Genomic DNA, 24,204 nt, shown 5'->3' with positions numbered 1-24,204 from the left:
TATGAAGAGAAGAAGATATCTGGAGCAAATGTCAAACGGTTACTATAATTTGGCATTGTCTCTTGCAAGAGAAAAGAACCTGTCTGCCGCACTGAATGCGCTAAGTATTGCACTTGGGCTTAACAAAAAAAATATGGATGCCAGAAATCTCTTCGGATTGATACATTTTGAAATGGGTGAAGAGACCAAGGCTTTGATTTCATGGGTTATAAGTATAAATATCAATCCTATAAATAATCCTGCACAGGGTTATTTGCAAAAGCTTAGAAACAAATCATCATATCTGGAGAAATCACAGGATGCCATTTCAAAGTACAATAAGGCTATTTCACAAATCAGAACCGTAAACTATGATATGGCAATGATCACATTAAAGCAGGTCGTGGATATAAGACCGCATTTTGTTAAGGCAATGCTTTTGCTTGCACTCTTATATATCAGAGAGGGCAAGGCAGGTGAGGCAAAAAGGCTTTTAGAATCGGTGCTTGCAATAGATAAGTTTAATATAAAGGCTATTACATATCTGAATGAGCTAAAGCCTGTAAGCGAAAAGAGTGCAAGAAGTGAAAAATTAAAGGTTATAGGCAGACCGGTAAAAAAGAACAAACAGCCGGAAAACAATAATGCCATGCCTGTGACGGAGATTTATAAAAATTATTCAGGAATGTTTACCGCTATAAATGTAGGTATAGGGCTTATAGTAGGAGCCTGTGCCATGGTATTTTTGTATATGCCCACTATGAAGGTGGCATTAAACAATGCTCATAATAAAGAGATAGTGGAAATATCACAAAAACTTAATGATACCAATGTTTCCATGGAAACTTTAAAAAGTGAAAATGAAAGTTTAAGCGAACAGGTAAATAAGCTTACGGAGGTAAATAATACATCCACCGAGAATATGAACTATAAATTGCTGCAATATGTTTATTTTGCAGGTATTATAAAAGAGTTTGATGCAAAAAATTATACTAAAGCCGCAGAAATTTTTTCGGTTCTGGATGTAGGACAGCTTACCGATGTGGACAATGGTCCGGGGGTATCTATAACAGGAATTTTTACGGAGATATCTCCAAAAATCAGAGAGGAAGGTCCTAAGCTTTTGGTTGCAACAGGAGAGACTTTAAATAATGCGGGAGATTTTGCCGGAGCTATAGGATATTATGATGCGGCACTGAGAATAGTGCCCGATTTTGTGGAGGCTAAATTTAAGAAGGCATTGTCATATAAGGCTATGGGGGATGTGGAAACAGCCAATAATTTATTTACTGAAATTATTACAAATTATCCTGATGATAAATTTGCAAATGAATCAAAGAAAGAGAGAGGTTATTGATGAACAGCATTTCCAAAATAAAATATTTTTCACTTCTTTCAGGAATTGTATTTTTAATTGCCGGAATCTATATGATAATAAATCCTCTGTTTATAGCATATACTATGAATATTATATTCTGTGTACTGTTGCTTATAGAGGGAGTTTCACAAATCAGTGCTTATCTGTCAGAAAAAAGAGAGGGCAGAAGTAACTGGAGATTGATTGAGGGTATTGTTTCCATCATTATCGGAATATATTTTCTTGCAGGAGATTCGCTTGGATTTCCTATCGCTATTATAGTGGCTGTAGGTATATGGCTTTTACTTATAGGCATAAGTAAGCTGCTTATGGGAATGAGAGTAATCAAATTTGAAAGAAACATCGGACAGAGGCTTATAATTATAGCTGTAATACAGATACTATTCGGTATTACAGTGATAATAAATCCGGTATTTGTCGCAAGCTATATATCATTGCTGATTGCAATATCATTGATAGTACAGGCTGTGGTAGCTATCTTCAGATTTTTCAGGCTAAACAGGATGGAGAGAAAGTTGAAATAATTAAATAAAAGATTAAATTAAAGGTGATGAATTGAACTTGTTTACAAGAAAAATTCAGCCTCTTTATTATTAAATCGGGGTATAATATATGAATTTTAAAAAGGTATATGGATATTTAACAGTAATCTTAGCCGCTTGTATCTTATTTGGATGTAAAAACACCTCACATAAAGATGGGGAAAATAATTTAACGGAAAATGATAAGAATGATGTATCTACACAAACAAGTTATTTTCCATATGAAGATTTAAAAGAATTATACATTGACAAAAATACCGATAGTGAAAAAATCAAAGAAATAGTAAGTAAACTTCCGGTTCCGACGGATTATTTGGAATTAAGGAATGCTAAAATAGAGAGCACAAAAGAGGGAGATGGACTTATTTTAGAGTATGATGAATTATTTGAAAAGGCAAAAAAACTTGAGCTTCCTGATAACCCATTGTATCATTCACCCTATTTTGATACAGGTATATTTAACAACAGTTTACTTTTGATGCTTGGGAATGAAAATATTTCTTATGTAAAGGTGGATATATCTATTCCAAAAGAATATGCTGAGGAATCCGGAAGAACAATGATTGATGAAATAAGCAGAGAAGATTTAATAAAAAAGGACATTAATCTTGAGTATATGAAGACAAATTCATCATATTATCACGAGGTACTGGAATTTAATAATGCAATTAATGCAGACCGCTTATTTTATAATCGTGTACGCCTGGGTTCAGATGAAGAATTTTTGATATATAGAAATGGTGAACCGGATAGAAAAGAAGAAAGTGAAAATTCAGAAAAAATTTATACATATGGAGATGAGAACAGCTATACTTCATTTAAGCTGAATGCTGAAAATAACGGTTCCGGGGAGGTTGTTGTTACAGAAATTTCGGTACATCCGGGAAAAGGAGATTTTGATGGTGGTGAGATGCTGTATAATTTAGGTCTATTGCCAAAAGATAATGAATTTTTAAAGAAAGACCGGGTAGAATCATATCTTGGAGAACCCAAAATGAAATTTGATAATAGGGTGTATTATAGAATAAGTTCAGATATATCGGATTATCTATATTTTATCTATTCCGGCAAAGGAGAAGTTGTTGAATATGGGGTTTGGAAATGGATTATTCCTGCAAGATAACTTAAATATTATATATAAAACAAATTGAAATAATACACAAAAGTGGTAAAATAGAATAAATAATATATGCGAGGTGTAGTTATGAAATTTTTTATTGATACTGCAAATGTGGATGAGATAAGAGAGGTTGCTGCCTGGGGCGTGTTGGCAGGTGTTACAACCAATCCGTCATTGGTTGCAAAGTCCGGAAGAAAATTCGAGGATGTTATCAAAGAAATCACAGATATTGTAGACGGGGCTATAAGCGGTGAGGTTAAGGCTACCACTACAAAGGCTGAGGATATGGTAGCTGAAGGAAGAGAAATTGCTAAGATTCATAAAAATATGGTTGTAAAGATCCCTATGACTTCCGAGGGCTTAAAGGCGATTGCGGTACTTTCTAAAGAGGGTATTGCTACAAACTGTACTTTGATTTTCACCCCATTGCAGGCTCTTTTGGCAGCCAGAGCAGGTGCAAGCTATGTTTCCCCATTCCTTGGAAGACTTGATGATGTGGGAACCAGCGGTATTTCTTTAATAGATGATATTGTGGAAATATTTGAGATTCACGGTATAGAGACAGAGATAATAGCGGCTTCCGTTCGTAATAATATGCATGTACTTGAATGTGCAAAGGCGGGAGCGGACATTGCAACCATACCATATTCCGTATTTAAGTCAATGCTTAATCATCCTCTTACAGATGTGGGTATTGAGAAGTTTATAGCGGATTATGAGAAATCATTAAAATAAAATCTTAAACAAAAAAGAGCCTCTGACGGCTCTTTTTTGTGTTTGAAAATACGTATTCTCTAATATAAATTATGCACGCTCTACAAAACCTGAACGAAGGCATGAAGTACATACATACATCTTCTTAGATCCACCTTCTGTCTTGACCTTAACGGACTTAACATTAGCCTTCCATATTTTGTTGGATCTTCTATGAGAATGGCTTACTGCATTACCAAAATGAGCAGCTTTTTCGCATATTGAACATTTTGCCACGGTTACACCTCCTTTGAGTTTAATTATAAGGAATTATAATTATTTTGGATTGGACTTCATCACAATCGGGAAAAACCCGTGCAAAATCCATAACGGATACATTTTACCAAAGAAAAATACTATTTGCAAGACATTTTATAATTTATTATATTGTGGTAGAATAAAAAAGATATGAGTTCAGGCTGATTTTTGATTATCTTTATGAACTGTAAATAAATTGTTATGTAAAAAAGGAGCGTACAAATGAGTAATATTGACATAAAGTCCGTAAATACGATAAGAGTATTGAGTGCAGACGGTATTGAGAAGGCAAAGTCAGGTCATCCCGGTCTGCCATTGGGAGCGGCACCGATTGCCTATGAGCTTTTTGCACATCATATGAAACATAATCCTAAAAATCCGGATTGGAAAAACAGAGACAGATTTATTTTATCTGCAGGTCATGGCTCCATGCTTTTGTATTCTTTATTTCATCTGTTTGGATATGGTGATTTGAGCCTGGATGATTTAAAGAGTTTCAGACAGTTGGACTCAAAGACTCCGGGACATCCTGAATATGGACATACCGTGGGTGTTGAGGCTACTACGGGACCATTGGGCGCCGGCATGGGTATGGCGGTAGGAATGGCTATAGCTGAGGCACATATGGCAGCTGTATTTAATAAAGACGGTTTTGATATTGTGGATCATTATACCTATGTTCTTGGCGGTGACGGATGTATGATGGAGGGTATTTCATCAGAGGCATTTTCACTTGCGGGTACACTCGGACTTTCAAAGCTTATAGTTTTTTATGATTCAAATGGAATATCCATTGAGGGAAGTACCGATATAGCATTTACAGAAAATGTAGTGGAGAGAATGAAGGCTTTCGGATTCCAGACAATAGAGGTGGATGACGGAAATGATCTTACAAAGATTGCAAAGGCAATAGAGGAGGCAAAGGCCGATAAGAACAGACCTTCATTTATAAAAATAAATACTGTAATAGGATATGGTGCCGGTAAAAAGCAGGGAACGGCCGGAGTACATGGAGAGCCTTTGGGAAGTGAAGCTTTGGCGACACTTAAATCAGGTTTCGGCTTTAATCCTGAGGAAAGCTTTAAGGTTGATGCAGATGTATATGATAATTTTAAGGCTATAAATGAAAAAAATGCAGGAGTTGAAGAAGAGTGGAATAAGCTCTTTAAAGAGTATGCAAACAAGTATCCGGAGGATGCAAAGAAATGGGATAATTATTATTCACAGACAGATGCTTCTTTGATGGAAAATGATGAGTTTTGGGCGTGGGATGATGCACCTGCGGCTACAAGAAATATCTCGGGAAGCATTATAAACAGATTAAAGGATATATTCCCGAATCTTATAGGAGGTTCTGCCGATCTTTCACCTTCAAATAAAACCGTGATGAGTGGAGAGTCTTATATTTCAAAAGATGATTTCTCCGGAAGAAATATACATTTCGGTGTAAGAGAATTTGCAATGACCGCCATTACAAACGGTATACTGCTCCATGGAGGACTTAGAGCATATTGTGCCACCTTCTTTGTATTCAGTGATTATACAAAGCCTATGGCAAGATTATCCGCCCTTATGAATATACCTACAATATTTGTATTTACACATGATTCCATAGGAGTAGGCGAGGACGGACCTACACATGAGCCTATAGAGCAGCTTGCAATGCTCAGATCACTGCCAAACTTCAATACTTTCAGACCGGCTGACGCAAGAGAGACTATAGCTTCATGGTATGCGGCTATGGAATCAAAGAATACACCTACAGCCATTGTTTTAACAAGACAGAATCTGCCACAGCTTGCAGGAAGTGGAGAAGCTGCACTTAAGGGAGGATATATTATAAAAGAAGCTGTTGGAAATACTCCTGATATGATATTGATAGCATCAGGTTCAGAGGTTTCTTTAGCTGTTGAAGCCGCGGCGGAGCTTGAAAAAGACGGCATTGCCACAAGAGTTGTAAGTATGCCATGTATGGACATATTTGAAGCACAGAGTAAGGAATACAAGGAGGAAATACTTCCGAGAGCGATAAGAAAGAGAGTGGCAATAGAGGCTTTATCAGGCTTTGGATGGGATAAATATACAGGGCTTGACGGAAGAGTAATCTCTATGGATACTTTCGGAGCATCCGCACCACAGGATTTATTATTTAAAAAATTCGGATTTACAAAGGAAAATGTTGTAGCGATTGCAAAAGAAGTGTTTAATCAATAATTGATTTTAAGCAGATGTAGATTTTCTATATCTGCTTTTATATTATTAAGCAAGTATTGTTACAGTTTAGATATACACTATCCAAACTGCAAGCTGATATTACTGCTTGATATGCTCTTATACTTGCTGTCTTGATATTCTTTGATAAATTTAGTATAATACTTGTTTGATAAATTAGGCATTGGATTTTTGTATTCAATGGAAAAAGGATGAGCATTTTGAAAGATTCACAGGCGTTTAAAATAATCCTTGTAAAGTTGTTTAATGATATACTTGAGTATGAAGAAAATGTATTAAGTACTTCAGAATTTAAGGATTTGACGAATAATGATATACATGTAATAAGTGCAATAGGAATGAATACAAAAAAGAATATGTCGATGATTGCCAAAGAATTGGCAGTCACTATAGGAACCTTGACGATTTCAATAAACGGACTGGTCAGAAAAGGCTATGTTATAAAGGAGAGGTCGGAAAAGGATAAGAGAGTGGTTTTTGTAAATCTTTCCAAAAAAGGAGAAAAGGCATTTATAAAAAATGAAGAGTTATATGATGCAATGGTTAATTCCATGATTGAAGGTTTGGATGATATGGAATTGGACATATTGATGAGTGCTTTACGCAAAGTAAATACATGGATTAAGAAAAAAATGGATTAGAAAATGCATGCAGCTATATAATGCATTATCTTTAAAAATTATGGGGAAGATATTTCTCCGGTTTTAAATATACAACAAAAATAAGAAGGTGGAATAATAAATGAGCAAGAAACCATATTATATAACAACTGCCATCGCCTATGCTTCAGGAAAGCCGCATATAGGCAATACATACGAAATAGTATTGGCTGATGCTATAGCAAGATTCAGAAGAGAAGAAGGACATGAGGTTTTTTTCCAGACAGGAACAGATGAGCATGGTCAAAAAATAGAAAACAAAGCAAAGGAAGCAGGAATCACTCCAAAAGAGTATGTAGATAATGCAGCAGGACAGATTAGAAAAATCTGGGATATGATGAATACATCATACGATAAATTTATCAGAACTACAGATGATGACCATAAAAAGCAGGTTCAAAAGATATTTAAAAAGTTCTATGATCAAGGGGATATCTATAAGGGATTTTATGAAGGTATGTACTGTACTGCCTGTGAATCATTCTTTACGGATTCCCAGCTGGTGGACGGCAAATGCCCCGACTGTCACGGTGATGTTTATCCGGCAAAGGAAGACGCTTACTTTTTTAAGATGAGTAAATATGCCGACAGACTTATTAAGCATATAAATGAACATCCTGAGTTTATTCAGCCTGTTTCAAGAAAAAATGAGATGATGAATAATTTCCTGTTGCCGGGACTTCAAGATCTTTGTGTAAGCAGAACAAGCTTTACATGGGGAATACCTGTGGATTTTGATCCGAAGCATGTTACCTATGTATGGCTTGATGCGCTTTCAAACTATATCACAGGTATAGGCTATGATGTGGACGGTGAGAGCAGTGAAAGATTTAAAAAGCTGTGGCCTGCAGATCTTCACCTTATAGGAAAGGATATTATAAGATTCCATACAATATATTGGCCGATATTCTTAATGGCTCTTGATCTTCCGCTTCCAAAGCAGGTATTCGGTCATCCATGGCTTTTACAGGGTGACGGAAAAATGAGCAAATCAAAGGGTAATGTGTTATATGCCGACACCTTGGTGGATTTTTTCGGTGTGGATGCAGTAAGATACTTTGTTTTGCATGAGATGCCTTTTGATAATGACGGTGTTATAAGCTGGGATTTGATGGTGGAAAGATTTAATTCCGACCTTGCAAATGTACTTGGAAATTTGGTAAGCAGAACAATCTCCATGAGTAATAAATACTTTGACGGTGTGCTGACAGATACAAAGGATGAAAGTGTTGCGGGCGCTACAGAAATAGACACGGATTTAAAAGATGTGGTACTTATGTCTGTTGAGAAAGCGGTTAAGAAGATGTCGGAGCTTCGTGTGGCTGATGCCATAACCGAAATATGGACATTGTTTAAGAGATGTAATAAATATATTGATGAGACCACACCATGGATACTTGCAAAGGAAGAGGATAAAAAATCAAGACTTCAAACAGTACTTTATAATTTGGCGGAATCAATAGCTATAGGAGCTTCACTATTATACAGCTTTATGCCTGAAACTTCAGGGAAGATTCTTGAGAGCTTCGGAACAAATAAGAGAAGCTTGGAGGATATGAATAAATTCGGTCTTCTTATGAGCGGTACAAAGGTAGTGGAAGAATCAGATATACTTTTTAAGAGACTTGATATAGAAGAGGTATTAAAGCAGGTGGAAGCTTTAAATCTTGGCGGCACAAAGGGTGAAGAAGAGATAGAAGGAGTAGATGTAGTAGCAAAAGATATAATTGAGTATGATGATTTTGCAAAGCTACAGATACAGGTCGGACAGATAATAAAATGTGAGGAAGTTCCAAAGTCAAAGAAGCTTTTATGCTCCCAGGTAAAAGTCGGAAATACAATTAGACAGGTTCTTAGCGGTATTAAACAGTGGTACTGTGCAAAAGAGATGGTTGGAAAGCAGGTTTTGGTGGTAACAAATCTTGCACCGAGAAAGATTGCCGGACTTGAAAGTCAGGGAATGATACTTATGGCAGAGGATGATGAGGGAAATGCAGTTTTGGTATCACCTGAGAAAAATATAAAACCGGGTTCTGAAATAGCATAGATATAGACGGGGGGAATGCTTTTTTGCATTCCCCAATTTAAAACCTTAATAATTTTAAGGAGGCGGCATTGAAACAAATAAATGTAAAGATTTTTTCTTCCGCAGTATTAAAATATATTGCGATGCTTACAATGCTTATAGACCATATAGCGGCAAGCGGTTTGATTTTTTTATTGATTGATGCCGGTATGTCTACAAGACTATATTTTATTTCCAGAATGATAGGGCGAATTGCCTTCCCTATATATGTATTTTTACTTGTTGAAGGATTTGTTCACACAAAGGACATAAAAAAATATATAATTAGAATTGCATTATTTGCGCTTATATCGGAAGTCCCCTTTGATTTGGCATTTTATAATACCGTATTTGATATATATCATCAAAATGTTATGTGGGAACTTCTTATATGTATGATAATGCTTTGTTGTATCAGAAAGTATCAGGAGTTTGGTGTTGTTTTTGTCGGAGCGGCATGTTTTATAGCATGGTTTTTAAAATTCGACTATGAGTATATTGGTGTACTGGCTGTAGCGGCTATGTATTTTTTCAGAGAGAGAATAATATACAGGAATATATCCGCTGCAATTATTTTTGCCTTTGAGCCTACAGCTTTTTTCGGCCTTATACCTATAAATATGTACAATGGGAAAAAGGGAAAAGACTTAAAATATTTATTTTATCTGTTTTATCCCGCACATTTATTGGCTTTGTTTTTTGCTAAGCATATGCTTCAATAAAAAACATTACGTAAATTTTAAGAAAATATTACATGGACAAAAAAGAAGATTTATATATAATAGATACACATGCCCATTATGATGATGAGGCATTTGATGAAGACAGGGATGAACTCTTAAGAAGTTTTGAAGATGCCGGTATTAAAAGAGTTGTAAATATCGGAGCTTCTATGAAAAGTTCTAAAGACAGCATTGCATTATCAAAGGAATATCCATTTGTTTATGCGGTTGTTGGAATACATCCGTCTTCAGCCAAAGAAATAAATGAAGAAAACATTTTAATACTTGAAAAAATGCTTTCAGAAGAAAAGGTTGTGGCTATCGGAGAGATAGGACTTGATTATTACTATGATGAGCCGGAAGAGTTTTTACAAAAAAAATGCTTCAGAGCACAGCTTGAGTTGGCAAAAAAACATGATTTCCCTGTAGTTATTCATTCAAGGGATGCTGCAAAGGATACCCTTGATATCTTAAAGGAGTTTAAAGGGGTAAGGGGAGTTATACATTGCTATTCTTACAGCAAAGAAATGGCAAGAGAGTTTATAAAACTTGGATATGTACTTGGCATCGGAGGTGTGATTACATTTAAAAATGCAAAAAAGCTTGAAGAAACTCTAAATGAGATCTCATTTGAGGATTTTGTACTGGAAACCGATTGTCCGTATTTATCACCGGTACCCAATAGAGGTAAGAGAAATTCATCCTTGAATTTAACTTATATCATAGACAGGGTAGCACAGATAAAGGGTGTATCAAGAGAGTTTATAATAGAAAAATCACTTGAAAATGCCCAAAGATTATATCCGAAAATGAAATGAGGATTTTCATTATGATAAAGTGGTATGGAGATTGAAATGACAAATATTGCTAATCCGGCAAATACTATAGAGATAATCAAAAAATATGATTTTAGTTTTCAAAAAAAATTCGGACAGAATTTTTTGATAGATACTCATGTTTTAGATAAGATATGTCCGGCATCAGGTCTTGGGGGAAATGACCTTGCTATTGAGATAGGGCCGGGCATCGGTTCACTTACGCAATACCTTGCAAATACCGCAAAAGCGGTGGTTGCAATTGAAATTGATAAAAATTTGTTGCCGATATTAAATGAAACATTGGCAAATTATAAAAATATAAGTATAATAAATGCGGATTTCCTAAAGATAGATTTGGAAAAGCTGATAGAGGATTGCAGACAAAAATACGGTGAGTTTGAAAATATAAGGATAGTCGCCAATCTGCCATACTATATCACAACCCCCATCATTATGAATGTTTTGGAGTCACATATACATATAGACAGTATAACTGTTATGATTCAAAAGGAAGTTGCAGATAGGATGCGGGCGCTGCCGGGAGGTAAGGACTATGGTGCATTGTCTTTGGCGGTACAGTATTACTCTGATCCATATGTGGTAGCATTTGTTCCGCCGAATTGTTTTATTCCAAGACCTAAGGTCGGTTCAAGTGTTATACGCTTAGATATTTACAAGGAGAAACCTATCAAAGCAGATAATGAAAAATTAATGTTTCAGATCATTCGGGCGGGATTTAATCAAAGAAGGAAGACTTTAGTAAATTCCATCGGTAATTTCGGAGAATTTAATTTTTCAAAAGAGAAGATAATTCACGCTTTGTCATTGCTTGGAAAGTCTGAAAAGATAAGAGGTGAAGCTCTTTCTTTGGAGGAGTTTGCAAAATTGGCAGGATATTTAAAAGATAGCATATAAAATTTTGACAAGGAAAAAGAGATGAGCAAAAAAAAGAATGAATTTTTACGAAGTGTAAAAGATAGAGTAGAGACCATCCAGGATATGGATAAAAGTAAAAAAATAATGGCAGGAGGAGTAATCGGAGTAGTAGCTTTGGCGGCTATAATCGGTACTTCGGTAATAGGCAGGAATGCAAGAAATGCCGCTTCAAATACGACCATAGCTGTAGAAACAACCACTACACAGGAACAGGTCAAAGCGGCACAGGTAATGCCTATGGAAAAAGAGGGAAATGAATTCCCATCACTTGATATTGCCATTGAAACAGAGGCACCAAGACCTGAACTCTTAGAGGAGGGTGTACAACACTCATATATTGCAAAGGTTCAGGAAAGACTTATGGAACTTGGATTTATGGAGCATGATGAGCCGACAAATTATTTCGGTAATGTTACAAGATCTGCCGTAATGATTTTCCAAAGACAAAACGGATTGGCACAGGACGGTATTATAGGTCCATCCACACTTCCTCTTTTGATGGATGCAAATGCAAAGCATTATGCGGCAAAGCTGGGTGATGTCGGTGAGGATGTAAAGAGAATACAAACCCGTATGTATGAGCTTGGCTATCTGGCATCTGCGGATTTGATAACAGGTACATATGATGAAAAAACACAGGAAGGTGCATTAAAGCTTCAGCAGATAAACTCACTCAGTGAGGACGGTAAAGTCGGAAGTGAAACAATGAATTTATTGTATTCCGATGAAATAAAGGCAAATACACTTTCACTTGGAGAACATAGTGAAGTGGTGCAGGCTATACAGAACAGACTTTCAGAGCTTGGATATCTTACTACCAGCCCTGACGGAACATATGGAAATGATACTGAGCTTGCTGTAAGAGTATTCCAGTCAAAGAATGACCTTGTCGTAGACGGTTATTTGGGACCGTCCACAAGAGCGGTTATACTCTCAAGTGAGGCAAAGGCAAACGGTCTAAGACTTGGAGACCAAAATGAGCAGGTTGAAAGATTGCAAAGTCTTTTGGCAAAGGCAGGATATTTAAATGATTCAAATGCTACCGGATACTTCGGTGAGATAACGGAAACAGCCTTAAAGAGATTCCAGAGCAATAACGGTCTTTCGGCAGACGGTAGAGCAGGTGCACAGACATTTGCAAAGCTTAATTCAGGAAATGTTAACGGACCTTCAAGAAATGATACCGGAAGAAACAACAGAGGAGGCGGCGGAGATTCCTCAGGAGGATCATCAGGCGGTTCTTCGGGAGGATCTTACTCGGGAAGTGTCGGCAGTATGATAAGCATAGCATCATCAAAGATAGGAAGCCCTTATGTATGGGGAGCAAAGGGTTCCAATTCCTTTGACTGCTCAGGATTTGTATACTGGGTTTTAAAGCAGATGGGTGTAGGACAGTCGTATTTGACATCCTCAGGATGGAGAAATCCGGGAAGATATACAAGAATCAGTTCATTCTCAGACATACAGGCAGGAGATATAGTAGTTGTTTCAGGACATGTGGGCATTGCTGCCGGAGGCGGAGAGGTAATTGACGCTTCATCTTCAAGAGGAAGGGTAAAAAGAAGCAGTATGTCAGGCTGGTGGAGAAATAACTTTATAGTTGCATGGAGAATATTCTAATACAAAAGCTGTTGTGCCTATTGAAGGTACAACAGCTTTTTTGATCGGATTTTTGCTTGATATATAATTATATATTTATGATGAAGTAAAACAGTACTTGTTTTTGGACAGTATAGTATAATATTGTCGGATGAAATATGATTGTAAAACAGTAAATATACAGATATAATCATATTAAAATCCAGTATTTTGAAGGGAAGGAAAATATGATTGATTATACTGAAGGTGCAGGAGTACAGTACCATATCGGAGTCGGGAAGGGAGAAGTAGGAAAATATGTTATACTTCCGGGTGATCCGAAAAGATGTGAGAAGATTGCCGCATATTTTGATGATGCAAAGCTTGTGGCAGACAGTAGAGAGTTTGTTACATATACAGGATATCTAAACGGTGAGAAGGTATCGGTAACTTCAACAGGTATCGGAGGTCCTTCATCCGCTATTGCACTGGAAGAACTTGTAAGATGCGGTGCGGATACATTTATAAGAGTGGGAACATGCGGAGGAATGAAGCTTGATGTTTGCGGCGGAGATTTGGTAATAGCAAGCGGAGCCATAAGAATGGAGGGCACAAGCAAAGAGTATGCTCCTATTGAATTTCCGGCAGTGGCGGATTTTGATATAATAAGTGCATTAAAGGAAGCTTCGGATAATTTAAAATTCAGATCACATATAGGTGTGGTTCAATGTAAGGATGCTTTTTACGGACAGCATGAGCCTGAAAACAAGCCTGTAAGCTATGAACTTGAAAATAAATGGGAAGCATGGCTTAGACTGGGTACATTGGCTTCGGAAATGGAATCGGCTGCACTTTTTACGGTAGCCTCCTATCTGGGAGTAAGAGTCGGCTCAATATTTTTAGCAATTGCCAACCAGGAAAGAGCAAAAAAAGGCTTGAGCAATGAACAGGTGCATGATACAAGCGGTGCTATAAAAACTGCTGTAGAAGCTGTTAAGATATTGATTGAAAAAGAGAAAGCAAAGGACAAATAAATATAAAAACTTGATTACAATTGCTTTATAGGATATACTTAAAATGTTATTAAAACATAATGTTTATGTTCGTTTTTAAGGAGGAAAAATGAAAAAAAGATTATTAGCTATCGCTATGGCGGCACTTATGGGAATTTCACTTGTAGCTTGTTCATCAGGCTCAAGCAATGCAGGAAAGAGTGAATCTTCACAGCAGACCGAGGAGAGTAAAGACTCGGCGGCAAGTTCTGAAGGTGGAGAGAGCAAGGCTGCGGCAGGTCTTAAAGTAGGTATGGTAACCGATGTAGGCGGTGTTAATGACGGTTCATTCAACCAGTCGGCATGGGAAGGACTTCAAAGAGCACAAAAGGAACTCGGAATAGAAGTAAGATATGTTGAGTCAAAGACAGATGCAGACTATGCTACAAATATTGAAACATTGATTGACGACGATTACGACCTTATCATCTGTATAGGATATCAATTGGCAGATGCACTTAAGACACAGGCTGAGGCAAATCCTGACAAAAAATTTGCTATAGTTGATGATGCTTCAATAGAGCTTGATAATGTGGCATGTCTTATGTTTGAGCAGGCACAGGCATCATATCTTGTAGGATATATTGCAGGTAAGACAACAAAGACAAATACTACAGGTTTTGTTATAGGAATGGCTACAGATGTAATGAATGAGTTCGGATACGGATATCTTGCAGGAGTTAAGGATGCAAATGCGGACGCAAAAATATTACAAAACAATGTAAACAGCTTTGCGGATACAGGTGCAGGAAAGACAGCGGCAAACAACATGGTGGCAAATAATGCGGATGTTATCTTCCATGCGGCAGGCGGTACAGGACTTGGAGTTATTGATGCCGCAAAAGAGGCAGGTATTTGGGCTATCGGTGTAGACTCTGACCAGTCAAAGGTTGCTCCGAAGACAATTCTTACATCAGCTATGAAGAGAGTTGACAATGCCGTATATGATGAGGCAAAGGCTGTACTTGAAGGCAACTATAAGGCAGGTGCAAAGACCTATACATTAGAGGACGGAGGTGTTGATATAGCACCTACAACCGACAATCTTTCAAAAGAACTTCTTGAAGAGGTTGAGGGAGTTAAGGCAAAGATTGTTTCAGGAGAAGTAAAGGTTCCTAATAACAAAGCTGATTTTGAAGCTAAGTACGGTGATATTTACGAATTAGACTAATATCTTTTGATATTTTTTAGGGCAGCTTTTTGCTGCCCCCTTAAATATGACTATGAATTTCGTGGTTATATTTAAGGGTATACCCTTATAGAATGGAGTTATATGAGAGATATTAGCTTAGAAAAGGTAAATGAAATAAGAGAGAGAATGCTTGAGACAGTGAAAACCGCAAGCCTCACTCATGAGCAAAAAGTAGCAACAATGGCAAATCATGCGGATTCACTGCTTGAAGTACTTGAATTGCCGAAAGGACTTGATGAACTGCTTGATGCGGATATAGAAAGTCAGTGTATATGCGATTTATTTGAGGGACATGCTCCTATGAGGCCCAGATATATCATACCTGATTATGAAAAGTTTATGAAAGAAGGAAGTGAGTTTCTTCAATTAGCACCTCCAAAGGATTTATATGAGGCCTTGAACTCACTTTTTATTTTTTATCGTCATGTACCCAGTGTAACCAATTTCCCTGTATATGTGGGGCAGCTGGATGAATTGCTTGAACCCTTTGTACATGATATCGACAGAGATTTAGCTAAGAAGATGATAAAGTTGTTCTTTATAAATATGGACAGAACTATTTTAGATTCATTTTCACATGCAAATATCGGACCGAAGGATACTTTGGCAGGAAGATTGATACTTGAAGTGGAGGCTGAACTTGAACAGGCGGTTCCGAATATCACTCTAAAGTATGATCCTGAGATAACAAGTGATGAGTTTGCGCTTATGGGAATAAATACAGCACTTCACAGTGCAAAACCTTCATTTGCAAATCATAAGATGTTCTCAGGCGAACTTAGTGAAAGATATGTTATTGCAAGCTGCTATAACGGCTTACCTCTTGGTGGAGGAGCATATACACTTGCAAGAATGATTATAAAGAATATAGCAAAAAGAGCTAAGAATATAGAAGATTTCAAGACCAATACTCTGCCTTATGTAATGGATATTATGGCAAGATATATGGATGAAAGAATAAGATTTGAGGTGGAAGAGAGCGGATTCTTTGAAAATAATTTTCTTGCAAAGGAAGGCTTTATAAAAAGAGAGAGATTCTCGGCAATGTTCGGAATGGTGGGACTTGCCGAGGCTGTAAATATTTTACTTGAAAAAGAGGGCATTGAAGGAAGATACGGACATAGTGAAGCTGCGGATAAGCTGGCTGTGGAAATAATGGATATAATAGATGATTTTAATAAAAATCATTTTAATAAATACTGTGAAGTATCAGACTGTCACTTCCTCTTACATGCACAGGTCGGTATCGCAACCGATGTGAATGTATCACCCGGAACAAGAATTCCTATAGGTGAGGAGCCGGAGAATCTTATTGAACATTTAAAGCATTGCAAAAAATTCCACAAGTATTTCCCGTCAGGAACAGGAGATATATTCCCTATAGATCTGACAGTACATAAAAATCATGAATATGTATTGGATATCATAAAGGGAGCTATGAAAGAGGATATCAGATATCTTTCATTCTATTCATCGGATTCGGATGTGATAAGGATTACAGGATATCTTGTAAAAAAATCAGAGATAAATAAGCTTGAAAAGGGACAGAGTGTACTTCAGGACACTACAGCTCTCGGAATGGGTGCAAAGCATAATTGCAAGATACTGGAGAGGAAAGTCCGCTAGTGTTTTGTGCCGATATCAATAAGATAATACCGTTTAGCAGTGTGGACGGACCGGGTAACAGAACAGCAATATTTTTACAGGGCTGTAATTTTAATTGCAGATATTGTCATAATCCGGAAACAAGAAATCATTGTATCAACTGTATGGACTGTGTACCGGGATGCCCGACAAATGCATTAAAAAATAATAATGGTAAAGTAGAGTTTTATCCTGAAAAATGTATAGACTGTGATAATTGTATAAATATTTGCAAATATGGTGCCACCCCCAGGATTGTCAGACTCACTTCAAGGGAAACATTTGAAAAAATATGTGAAAATCTCCCCTTTATAAGGGGAGTCACATTTTCAGGTGGGGAGTGTATGCTGTATCCTGATTTTATGAGAGAGGTGTTTAGCCTGTGCAAGGAAAAAAATCTGGGAACATTGATAGACAGCAATGGAAGTGTGGATTTCAAAAAGCATTTAGGACTTTTAGAAGTTACAGACGGTGTTATGCTTGATATAAAGGCATACGATTTTGATGAACATATAAAGGTCACCGATAAGGGAAATGATATTGTATTAAAAAACGCATTATTTTTGGCAGAGAGAGGGAAATTATTTGAGATAAGAACCGTTATTGTGCCGGAACTGTTTGACTTTAGAAAGACGGTTGATGATATTTCAAGGATATTGTCTCCATATCTTGAGAGGTCAAATATAAGATATAAGCTTATTTCCTACAGAGAAAACGGAGTTAGAAAAGAGTATAGGAATTACAGAATGCCGAATGAAAAAGAGCTGAATGAAGCTAAAGATATAGCGGTAAAAAATGGCTTTAATGATATTGTGCTCATATAGTATGAATGGTATCTGCGGGCTTTATATGATAAAGGAGGGAAAATGGATATAGCTGTCAAAATGCAGGACATAGTCAAAAAGTTTGGCGACTTTGTTGCAAATGACGGCATCAATCTCACAGTGCGAAAGGGAGAAGTTCATGCTATCTTGGGAGAGAACGGTGCCGGAAAATCTACACTTATGAATATTTTATATGGTTTATACCATCCCACATCGGGGAAAATATTTATAGACGGAAAGGAAACCACTATAGGTACTCCGCAAAAAGCGATAGACCTGGGGATAGGTATGGTGCATCAGCATTTTATGCTTATCCCTCCCTTTAGTGTTACCGAGAATATTGTTCTTGGAATGGAGGATACGAAGGGTGTTGTGTTGGATCTTAAAAAGTCCAGAGAAAAGATAGTGGAACTTTCAAAAAGATACGGGCTGTCTGTGGATCCGGATGCAAAGATAGAAGATATCTCGGTAGGTATGCAACAGAGGGTTGAAATTATAAAGGTATTATACAGAGGTGCAAATACCCTGATACTGGATGAGCCTACAGCCTCTTTGACTCCACAAGAGATAGTGGAACTCATGGATATCATAAAAAGTCTTACAAAAGACGGCAAATCCGTAATACTTATAACTCATAAGCTCAAGGAGATAAAGGCATGTGCGGATTCATGCACTATTATAAGGCATGGTAAGTATATAGATACTGTTGATGTAAAGGTTACAAGCGAAAGTGAGCTTGCATCCATGATGGTAGGAAGAGATGTTTCATTCAGCGTAGAGAAAGAAAAAAGAGAACCGGGAGAGGTTGTGCTTGAGGTAAAAGATCTCTGTGCAAAAGACTATCGAAAGGTGGATATATTAAAGTCTTTAAGTATCTCTGTAAGAAGGGGGGAGATAGTAGGTATAGCCGGAGTTGACGGAAACGGACAGTCGGAACTTGTGGAAATACTCACAGGTCTGAAAAAAGCGGATTCGGGAAGTGTAAGCATACTTGGAAAGAACGCCTTTAATGTTACTCCAAGACAGAGTTTTGATATGGGTATTACAAGCATACCCGAAGACAGGCAAAAGCATGGTCTTGTACTGGATTTTTCCGTGGCTGAAAATCTTATTTTACAGAATTTTGAAAAAGAACCTTTCTCAAAGAGCGGAATATTAAATGATAAAAATATAGAAGCTCATGCAAATAAGCTTATAGAAAAGTTTGATATAAGACCTAAGGACAGTGCAAAAAAGTCTGCAAAGACATTATCCGGAGGAAATCAGCAAAAGGTAATCATTGCCAGAGAGGTCACAAATGATTCGGATCTTTTGATTGCGGTAAATCCTACAAGAGGTCTTGATGTAGGTGCAATAGAGTTTGTCCATAAGTATCTTGTGGAGCAAAGAAATAAAAATAAGGCGGTTTTACTGGTATCTTTTGAGTTGGATGAGATTATGAATCTTTCCGACAGAATAGAAGTTATCTTCGACGGACAAATAACCGGAGAGGTGATGGGAGAGTATGCCGATGAGAAGGAACTTGGACTTTTGATGGCGGGAGGAAAAAAGGATGAGTAAGAAAAACAGTATACTTTCAAGCAATGCTTTTTATACTCTTATCTCAATAATAATAGGATTTATTGTAGGTGCATTACTTTTAAGTTTTGCAAAGATAAATCCGATGGTGGCATATAAGCAGTTATTTAACGGAATATTCGGCAAGCCTAAGTTTATGGCATGGTGCTTGATATATGCCGCACCTCTTATATTTACAGGGCTCAGTGTTGCATTTTCATTTAAAACCGGAGTTTTTAATATCGGTGCCGAGGGACAGTTTGTTGTAGGAACACTTACAGCCTGTATAATAGGTATATTGGTAAAAGCACCGGCAATCATTCATATACCCCTATGCTTTATCGGAGCCGCTCTTGCAGGCGGTATTTGGGGTGCAATAGTGGGAATCTTAAAGATTAAAAAAGGTGTAAACGAAGTTTTGTCATATATTATGTTTAACTGGATAGCCTTTTATCTTTCAAATTTTGTTGTAAATCTTACAGTAATACATAAGGAAGGCGGAGGTGAGGCGACTAAGGATATTGCCGATACCGCAAGAATCCTTGCACCCAAGGCTGTTATAGCTGCAACAGGTGCATCCGCAGCCAACTGGGGATTTATACTGGCAATATTATTTGCGATAATTGTGTGGTTTATTATAAACAGAACTACATTGGGATTTAAATTAAGAGCCGTAGGTTTCAGCAACAGTGCGGCGGAATATGCCGGTATTGACACGGGAAAATCCTTCCTTACCGCTATGGCATTTTCAGGAGCACTTGCAGGTATAGGCGGTGCAATACATCTTATGGGTATGAGCGGAAGAATACCACAGTTTGCAGGTCAGGAGGGCTATGGGTTCCAAGGGATTACGGTAGCGCTTATAGCATCATCAAATCCGATTGCCTGCATTTTTGCAGGAATATTTTATGGTGCGATGAAATACGGTGGCGGAAAGCTTTCACTTGTAAATGCACCGTCAGAGGTTGTTGATATTATAATGGGTATCATCATACTGTTTATAGCAATATCAAGTCTTTTTAGAAATTTATTTATAAATCATGGAAAGAAGGGAGCGGTATAATGGAAGTTTTAATAAGGAATACAGGTCTTCTTATAAATGCGATATTGATAGCAACACCGCCTCTTCTTTTGGCAGCACTGGGCTCTTGTTTTTCAGAGCGAAGCGGAGTGGTAAATATCGGTATTGAGGGTATGATGACAATAGGCGCTTTTATAGGTGCCTGTGTAGCATATTTTAGCGGAAACGGCTGGCTTGGATTTTTTGCGGGCGGACTTAGCGGTGCAATACTTGGAGCTGTGCATGCAATTGCCTGTATACAGTTTGGAGCGGACCAGACAATATCGGGTACCGCTATAAACTTTATAGGACCGGGACTTGCGGTCTTTCTTTGTAAGGCGATATTTGACAATTCATCAGACTCACCGGCACTTGATACGGCTGCAAAGCTGCCGAAGATGTTTGAAGGAGTGTTTAAGTCCGGTTCATTCGGATATAATGTTTTTTCCACATACTCGGTTGCATATTTAAGTTTTGTTCTGGTGTTTGTAGTATGGTTTGTATTTTATAAAACAAAGTTCGGAATGCATTTAAGGGCTGTGGGAGAGCATCCGCAAGCCTGTGCCACACTTGGTGTAGATGTTTATTTGACAAGATATATCTGTGTTATACTTTCAGGTTTCCTTGCAGGACTTGGAGGAGCATTTGTTACATTGGCTACAGTAAGCCAGTTTAGACCTGCTGTAATAGTAGGACAGGGATTTATAGCTATTGCGGCTGTAATCTTCGGAAAGTTCAAACCGCAGGGAGCATTTAAGGCATGTCTGCTTTTTGGACTTTGTAATGGTGTAAAAGCACTTCTGGGTGCAGGTAATGCTATATCACCGAACCTGGTTTCAATGATTCCGTATGTAGTAACAATTCTTGCACTGGTACTTGTTGTAGGAAGTACAAGAGTGCCTGCCGCAAATGGTAAGCCTTTCTTAAAGGCTAGATAGGGGGAGTATGTTAGCAACAAAATTATTTGATCACACAATATTAAAGGCGGATGCGACAAAGGAGGATGTAAAAAGAGTATGCGAAGAGGCAATGGCATACAGCTTTTGCTCGGTATGTGTAAATTCTTATTATGTGCCATATGTGGCTGAACTTTTACATGGCAGTGATGTAAAGATATGCACTGTGGTCGGTTTTCCGCTGGGAGCAATGTCTACAAAAGCAAAGGCACTGGAGGCAAAGATTGCCGTACTGGACGGTGCCGATGAGATAGATATGGTTATAAATATCGGAGCATTAAAGGATAAGGATTATGATGTCGTACTGGAAGATATCAAGGCTGTAAAAGAAGCCTGTGGTAATGTTTTGCTAAAGGTTATAATCGAAACCTGTCTTTTGACTGAGGAAGAGAAGGTGAAGGCATGTGAACTTTCAAAAGAAGCCAATGCCGATTTTGTAAAGACTTCTACAGGATTTTCTACTGCAGGGGCAAAGGTGGAAGATGTTAAGCTTATGAGAGAAACCGTAGGCAAGGATATGGGAGTAAAGGCAAGCGGAGGAATCCATGATAAGGAGTTTGCAAATGCTTTGGTTGAGGCGGGTGCAAGCAGACTTGGAACCAGTGCTACTATAAAGATAGTGGAATCCGCCTTTTATGATGTTTAATATTGGATAGTTTATGAATAGAGAAGATATTATAAAATTACCGAAACTTGATTTGCATTGCCATCTTGACGGTTCTTTGTCAAAGGTATTCCTGGAGAAAACTTTGGGAAGGAACTTTACCATGGAGGAACTTTCCGTAAGCATGGACTGCAACAGTCTGGTGGAGTATCTTAAAAAATTTGATATTCCGCTTGAAGCTATGAATACTCAAAAAAACATTAAAGCGGCAACTGTTGAGGTTATGAAATCTGCATCAGATGAAGGTGTAAAATATATAGAAATAAGATTTGCACCGCTTTTATCCGTTTCAAATTCTATGAGTACAAAAGCCGTAATTGAAGCTGTAATAGCAGGAATCCAAGAAGGAAGTGAGCTTTTTAATATACATGGTAATGCAATCTGCTGTGCTATGACACATCAGCCGATTGAAGATAGTAAGTCCATGTTTAAAATTGCAAGAGAATATTATGGCAGCGGAGTTGCAGGACTTGATTTGGCAGGAGATGAGGCAAATCATCCTATAGGAGAGTTTAAGGAACTTTTCGAATTTGCAAGGGATTTGGGTATGAATTTTACTATTCATGCAGGTGAGGCAGGACCAAAGTCAAATATTAAGGGTGCCATAGACTATGGTGCAAAAAGAATCGGACATGGTATTGCTATGAGAAATGATGAAGAGCTTTTGAAACTTGCAAAAGATAAAGGTATAGGTATTGAGATGTGCCCGATAAGTAATTATCAGACCAAGGCGGTTTTAAAGGAGCAGACTTATCCATATGCCGACTATATAAGGAGAGGAATACTTGCCACTATCAATACGGATAACAGACTGGTAAGCAATACAAGCATTACAAATGAGATATTGTTTTTACAGAAAAAATCAATGATAGATGACAGAGATATTCTTCAAGGAATCAAAAATGCCATAGAGGTATCTTTTGCAAGTGATGATATTAAAAATATGCTTTGGAAAGAATTATAATTTTTTTCATGATTTAAGTATTATCAGTTGAAGGGTTTTATTTATGAAAAAATATAAAAGAGTTTTTGTTGTTGTATTGGATTCTTTAGGTATAGGTGCAATGCCTGATGCCGAAAGGTTTGGAGATGCCGGTACAGACACCTTTGGAAATATAGTAAAAAGCTATGGAAAACTGAATATACCGAACTTAAAAAAGCTTGGAATGTACAATCTTCATCCTGTAGACGGGGAAAGCGGAGTTGATAAACCGCTTGGAAGATTTTGCAAAATGGAAGAGATGAGTAACGGTAAGGATACTATGACCGGTCATTGGGAGATGATGGGGCTTAGAATTGACAAACCTTTCCAAACATTTACTGATACAGGTTTTCCAAAGGAGCTTATTGATGAACTGGAAAAAAGATGCGGCAAAAAGGTAATAGGAAATAAGTCCGCATCGGGAACCGAGATACTTGAAGAGCTTGCCGAAGAGGAAATAAATACAGGGGCAATGATTGTATATACTTCTGCCGATTCTGTATTGCAAATTTGCGGAAATGAAGAGACCTTTGATTTGCAAAATCTGTACAGATGTTGTGAAATAGCAAGAGAGCTTACAATGAAGGATGAGTGGAAGGTCGGAAGAGTTATTGCAAGACCTTATGTAGGTAAGAAAAAGGGTGAGTTTAAAAGAACTTCCAACAGACATGATTATGCACTTAAGCCATTTGGAAAAACAGCTCTCAATGTATTAAAAGATAATGGGTTTGATGTTATTTCTATCGGAAAGATAAATGATATATTTGTCGGAGAAGGAATAACAAAGGCATATCATTCAGATTCCAGCGTACATGGCATGGAACAGACTATTGATATGTTAAATGAAGATTTTACAGGTCTTTGTTTTACAAATCTTGTGGATTTTGATGCACTTTGGGGACATAGAAGAGATCCTATAGGCTATGCAAAGGAAATAGAGAAATTTGATATAAAGCTGGGTGAGTTTATGGAAAAGATGAATGAGGATGATTTAATTATACTCACCGCAGACCATGGAAATGATCCTACTCATACGGGAACGGATCATACCAGAGAAGCTGTTTTCTTTATGTCATATTCAAAGAAATTTGATGGCGGAAAATTACTTGATACAACCGATACTTTTGCAGTAATAGGTGCAAGTATAGTAGATAACTTTGGTTTAAAGATGCCTGAAAATACTATAGGTTACAGTATTTTAAGCAGCATCTAGGAGTTTTTAAAAGGAGTTTA

The 24,204-nt window shown here is 37.5% G+C and carries 22 protein-coding genes; 21 read left to right on the top strand and 1 reads right to left on the bottom strand.

From position 1 onward, the window contains the following. Nucleotide 1: 1 nt before the first annotated feature. From J4O15_RS12680 to fsa, 4 genes are all read left to right on the top strand, one after another. Entirely contained in the window at nucleotides 2-1,336 is a 1,335-nt protein-coding gene (locus J4O15_RS12680) for a tetratricopeptide repeat protein (protein WP_009218981.1), read from the top strand. Beyond that, nucleotides 1,336-1,881 (top strand): HdeD family acid-resistance protein, encoded by a 546-nt coding sequence (locus J4O15_RS12675; RefSeq protein WP_009218980.1) that lies wholly within the window; start codon nucleotides 1,336-1,338, stop codon nucleotides 1,879-1,881. The genes J4O15_RS12680 and J4O15_RS12675 overlap by 1 nt, the downstream gene beginning before the upstream one ends. Before the next feature lie 88 nt (nucleotides 1,882-1,969). Further along, nucleotides 1,970-3,022, top strand: coding sequence for a hypothetical protein (locus J4O15_RS12670; protein WP_208101018.1), 1,053 nt, complete (start codon nucleotides 1,970-1,972; stop codon nucleotides 3,020-3,022). A gap of 81 nt (nucleotides 3,023-3,103) precedes the next feature. Next, nucleotides 3,104-3,754 (top strand): fructose-6-phosphate aldolase, encoded by a 651-nt coding sequence (gene fsa, locus J4O15_RS12665; RefSeq protein ID WP_009218978.1) that lies wholly within the window; start codon nucleotides 3,104-3,106, stop codon nucleotides 3,752-3,754. Between the two features lie 69 nt (nucleotides 3,755-3,823). Here fsa and rpmB read toward each other — a convergent pair whose 3' ends face one another. After that, complete coding sequence (gene rpmB, locus J4O15_RS12660) at nucleotides 3,824-4,009, bottom strand: 50S ribosomal protein L28 (RefSeq protein WP_007592637.1); 186 nt, start codon at nucleotides 4,007-4,009, stop codon at nucleotides 3,824-3,826. 243 nt (nucleotides 4,010-4,252) lie between these two features. On the opposite strand from rpmB, the gene tkt reads away from it, so the two are divergent. The 17 genes from tkt (at nucleotide 4,253) to J4O15_RS12575 (ending at nucleotide 24,184) form a co-directional block, all read left to right on the top strand. Then, nucleotides 4,253-6,244: a transketolase gene (tkt, locus tag J4O15_RS12655; RefSeq protein WP_208101017.1), complete on the top strand. Its 1,992-nt coding sequence runs from the start codon at nucleotides 4,253-4,255 to the stop codon at nucleotides 6,242-6,244. Between the two features lie 209 nt (nucleotides 6,245-6,453). Continuing rightward, the gene (locus J4O15_RS12650; RefSeq protein WP_009218976.1) at nucleotides 6,454-6,903 is read left to right on the top strand and encodes a MarR family winged helix-turn-helix transcriptional regulator; all 450 of its coding nucleotides are present in this window, start codon (nucleotides 6,454-6,456) and stop codon (nucleotides 6,901-6,903) included. Between the two features lie 100 nt (nucleotides 6,904-7,003). Then, nucleotides 7,004-8,968: a methionine--tRNA ligase gene (gene metG / locus J4O15_RS12645; RefSeq protein ID WP_208101016.1), complete on the top strand. Its 1,965-nt coding sequence runs from the start codon at nucleotides 7,004-7,006 to the stop codon at nucleotides 8,966-8,968. A 68-nt stretch (nucleotides 8,969-9,036) separates the two neighbouring features. Beyond that, nucleotides 9,037-9,708, top strand: a complete 672-nt coding sequence (locus J4O15_RS12640) for a TraX family protein (protein ID WP_208101015.1) — start codon at nucleotides 9,037-9,039, stop codon at nucleotides 9,706-9,708. A gap of 32 nt (nucleotides 9,709-9,740) precedes the next feature. Continuing rightward, nucleotides 9,741-10,526: a TatD family hydrolase gene (locus J4O15_RS12635; RefSeq protein ID WP_009218973.1), complete on the top strand. Its 786-nt coding sequence runs from the start codon at nucleotides 9,741-9,743 to the stop codon at nucleotides 10,524-10,526. Between the two features lie 36 nt (nucleotides 10,527-10,562). Then, nucleotides 10,563-11,441 carry a 16S rRNA (adenine(1518)-N(6)/adenine(1519)-N(6))-dimethyltransferase RsmA gene (gene rsmA / locus J4O15_RS12630; RefSeq protein ID WP_208101014.1) on the top strand — a complete coding sequence of 293 codons (879 nt, stop codon included), beginning with the start codon at nucleotides 10,563-10,565 and terminating at the stop codon, nucleotides 11,439-11,441. A gap of 21 nt (nucleotides 11,442-11,462) precedes the next feature. After that, complete coding sequence (locus J4O15_RS12625; protein WP_009218971.1) at nucleotides 11,463-13,082, top strand: C40 family peptidase; 1,620 nt, start codon at nucleotides 11,463-11,465, stop codon at nucleotides 13,080-13,082. Nucleotides 13,083-13,288: 206 nt separating this feature from the next. After that, a complete protein-coding gene (udp, locus tag J4O15_RS12620; protein WP_208101013.1) occupies nucleotides 13,289-14,074 on the top strand; it encodes a uridine phosphorylase in 786 nt (261 codons plus the stop codon). Nucleotides 14,075-14,162: 88 nt separating this feature from the next. Next, nucleotides 14,163-15,263, top strand: coding sequence for a BMP family lipoprotein (locus tag J4O15_RS12615; RefSeq protein WP_208101012.1), 1,101 nt, complete (start codon nucleotides 14,163-14,165; stop codon nucleotides 15,261-15,263). Between the two features lie 102 nt (nucleotides 15,264-15,365). Next, nucleotides 15,366-16,910 carry a YjjI family glycine radical enzyme gene (locus tag J4O15_RS12610; protein WP_208101011.1) on the top strand — a complete coding sequence of 515 codons (1,545 nt, stop codon included), beginning with the start codon at nucleotides 15,366-15,368 and terminating at the stop codon, nucleotides 16,908-16,910. Then, entirely contained in the window at nucleotides 16,880-17,752 is an 873-nt protein-coding gene (locus J4O15_RS12605; RefSeq protein WP_243762064.1) for a YjjW family glycine radical enzyme activase, read from the top strand. The genes J4O15_RS12610 and J4O15_RS12605 overlap by 31 nt, the downstream gene beginning before the upstream one ends. A gap of 42 nt (nucleotides 17,753-17,794) precedes the next feature. Then, nucleotides 17,795-19,312, top strand: coding sequence for an ABC transporter ATP-binding protein (locus tag J4O15_RS12600; protein WP_208101010.1), 1,518 nt, complete (start codon nucleotides 17,795-17,797; stop codon nucleotides 19,310-19,312). Then, complete coding sequence (locus J4O15_RS12595; RefSeq protein ID WP_208101009.1) at nucleotides 19,305-20,372, top strand: ABC transporter permease; 1,068 nt, start codon at nucleotides 19,305-19,307, stop codon at nucleotides 20,370-20,372. Before J4O15_RS12600 ends, J4O15_RS12595 begins: the two co-directional genes overlap by 8 nt. Continuing rightward, the gene (locus J4O15_RS12590) at nucleotides 20,372-21,307 is read left to right on the top strand and encodes an ABC transporter permease (RefSeq protein ID WP_009218964.1); all 936 of its coding nucleotides are present in this window, start codon (nucleotides 20,372-20,374) and stop codon (nucleotides 21,305-21,307) included. The genes J4O15_RS12595 and J4O15_RS12590 overlap by 1 nt, the downstream gene beginning before the upstream one ends. A 7-nt stretch (nucleotides 21,308-21,314) precedes the next feature. Beyond that, on the top strand, nucleotides 21,315-21,971 hold the full coding sequence (gene deoC, locus J4O15_RS12585) for a deoxyribose-phosphate aldolase (protein ID WP_208101008.1): 657 nt from the start codon (nucleotides 21,315-21,317) through the stop codon (nucleotides 21,969-21,971). A 13-nt stretch (nucleotides 21,972-21,984) separates the two neighbouring features. After that, on the top strand, nucleotides 21,985-22,953 hold the full coding sequence (gene add / locus J4O15_RS12580) for an adenosine deaminase (protein ID WP_208101007.1): 969 nt from the start codon (nucleotides 21,985-21,987) through the stop codon (nucleotides 22,951-22,953). 43 nt (nucleotides 22,954-22,996) lie between these two features. Next, nucleotides 22,997-24,184 carry a phosphopentomutase gene (locus J4O15_RS12575; RefSeq protein WP_009218961.1) on the top strand — a complete coding sequence of 396 codons (1,188 nt, stop codon included), beginning with the start codon at nucleotides 22,997-22,999 and terminating at the stop codon, nucleotides 24,182-24,184. The last annotated feature ends 20 nt before the right edge of the window (nucleotides 24,185-24,204 follow it).

This window comes from Lachnoanaerobaculum sp. Marseille-Q4761, from assembly GCF_017565785.1.
Lineage (GTDB): Bacteria > Bacillota > Clostridia > Lachnospirales > Lachnospiraceae > Lachnoanaerobaculum.
The sequence above is the reverse complement of the archived record's forward strand: the minus strand, read 5'-3'. Positions and strand labels throughout refer to the sequence as shown.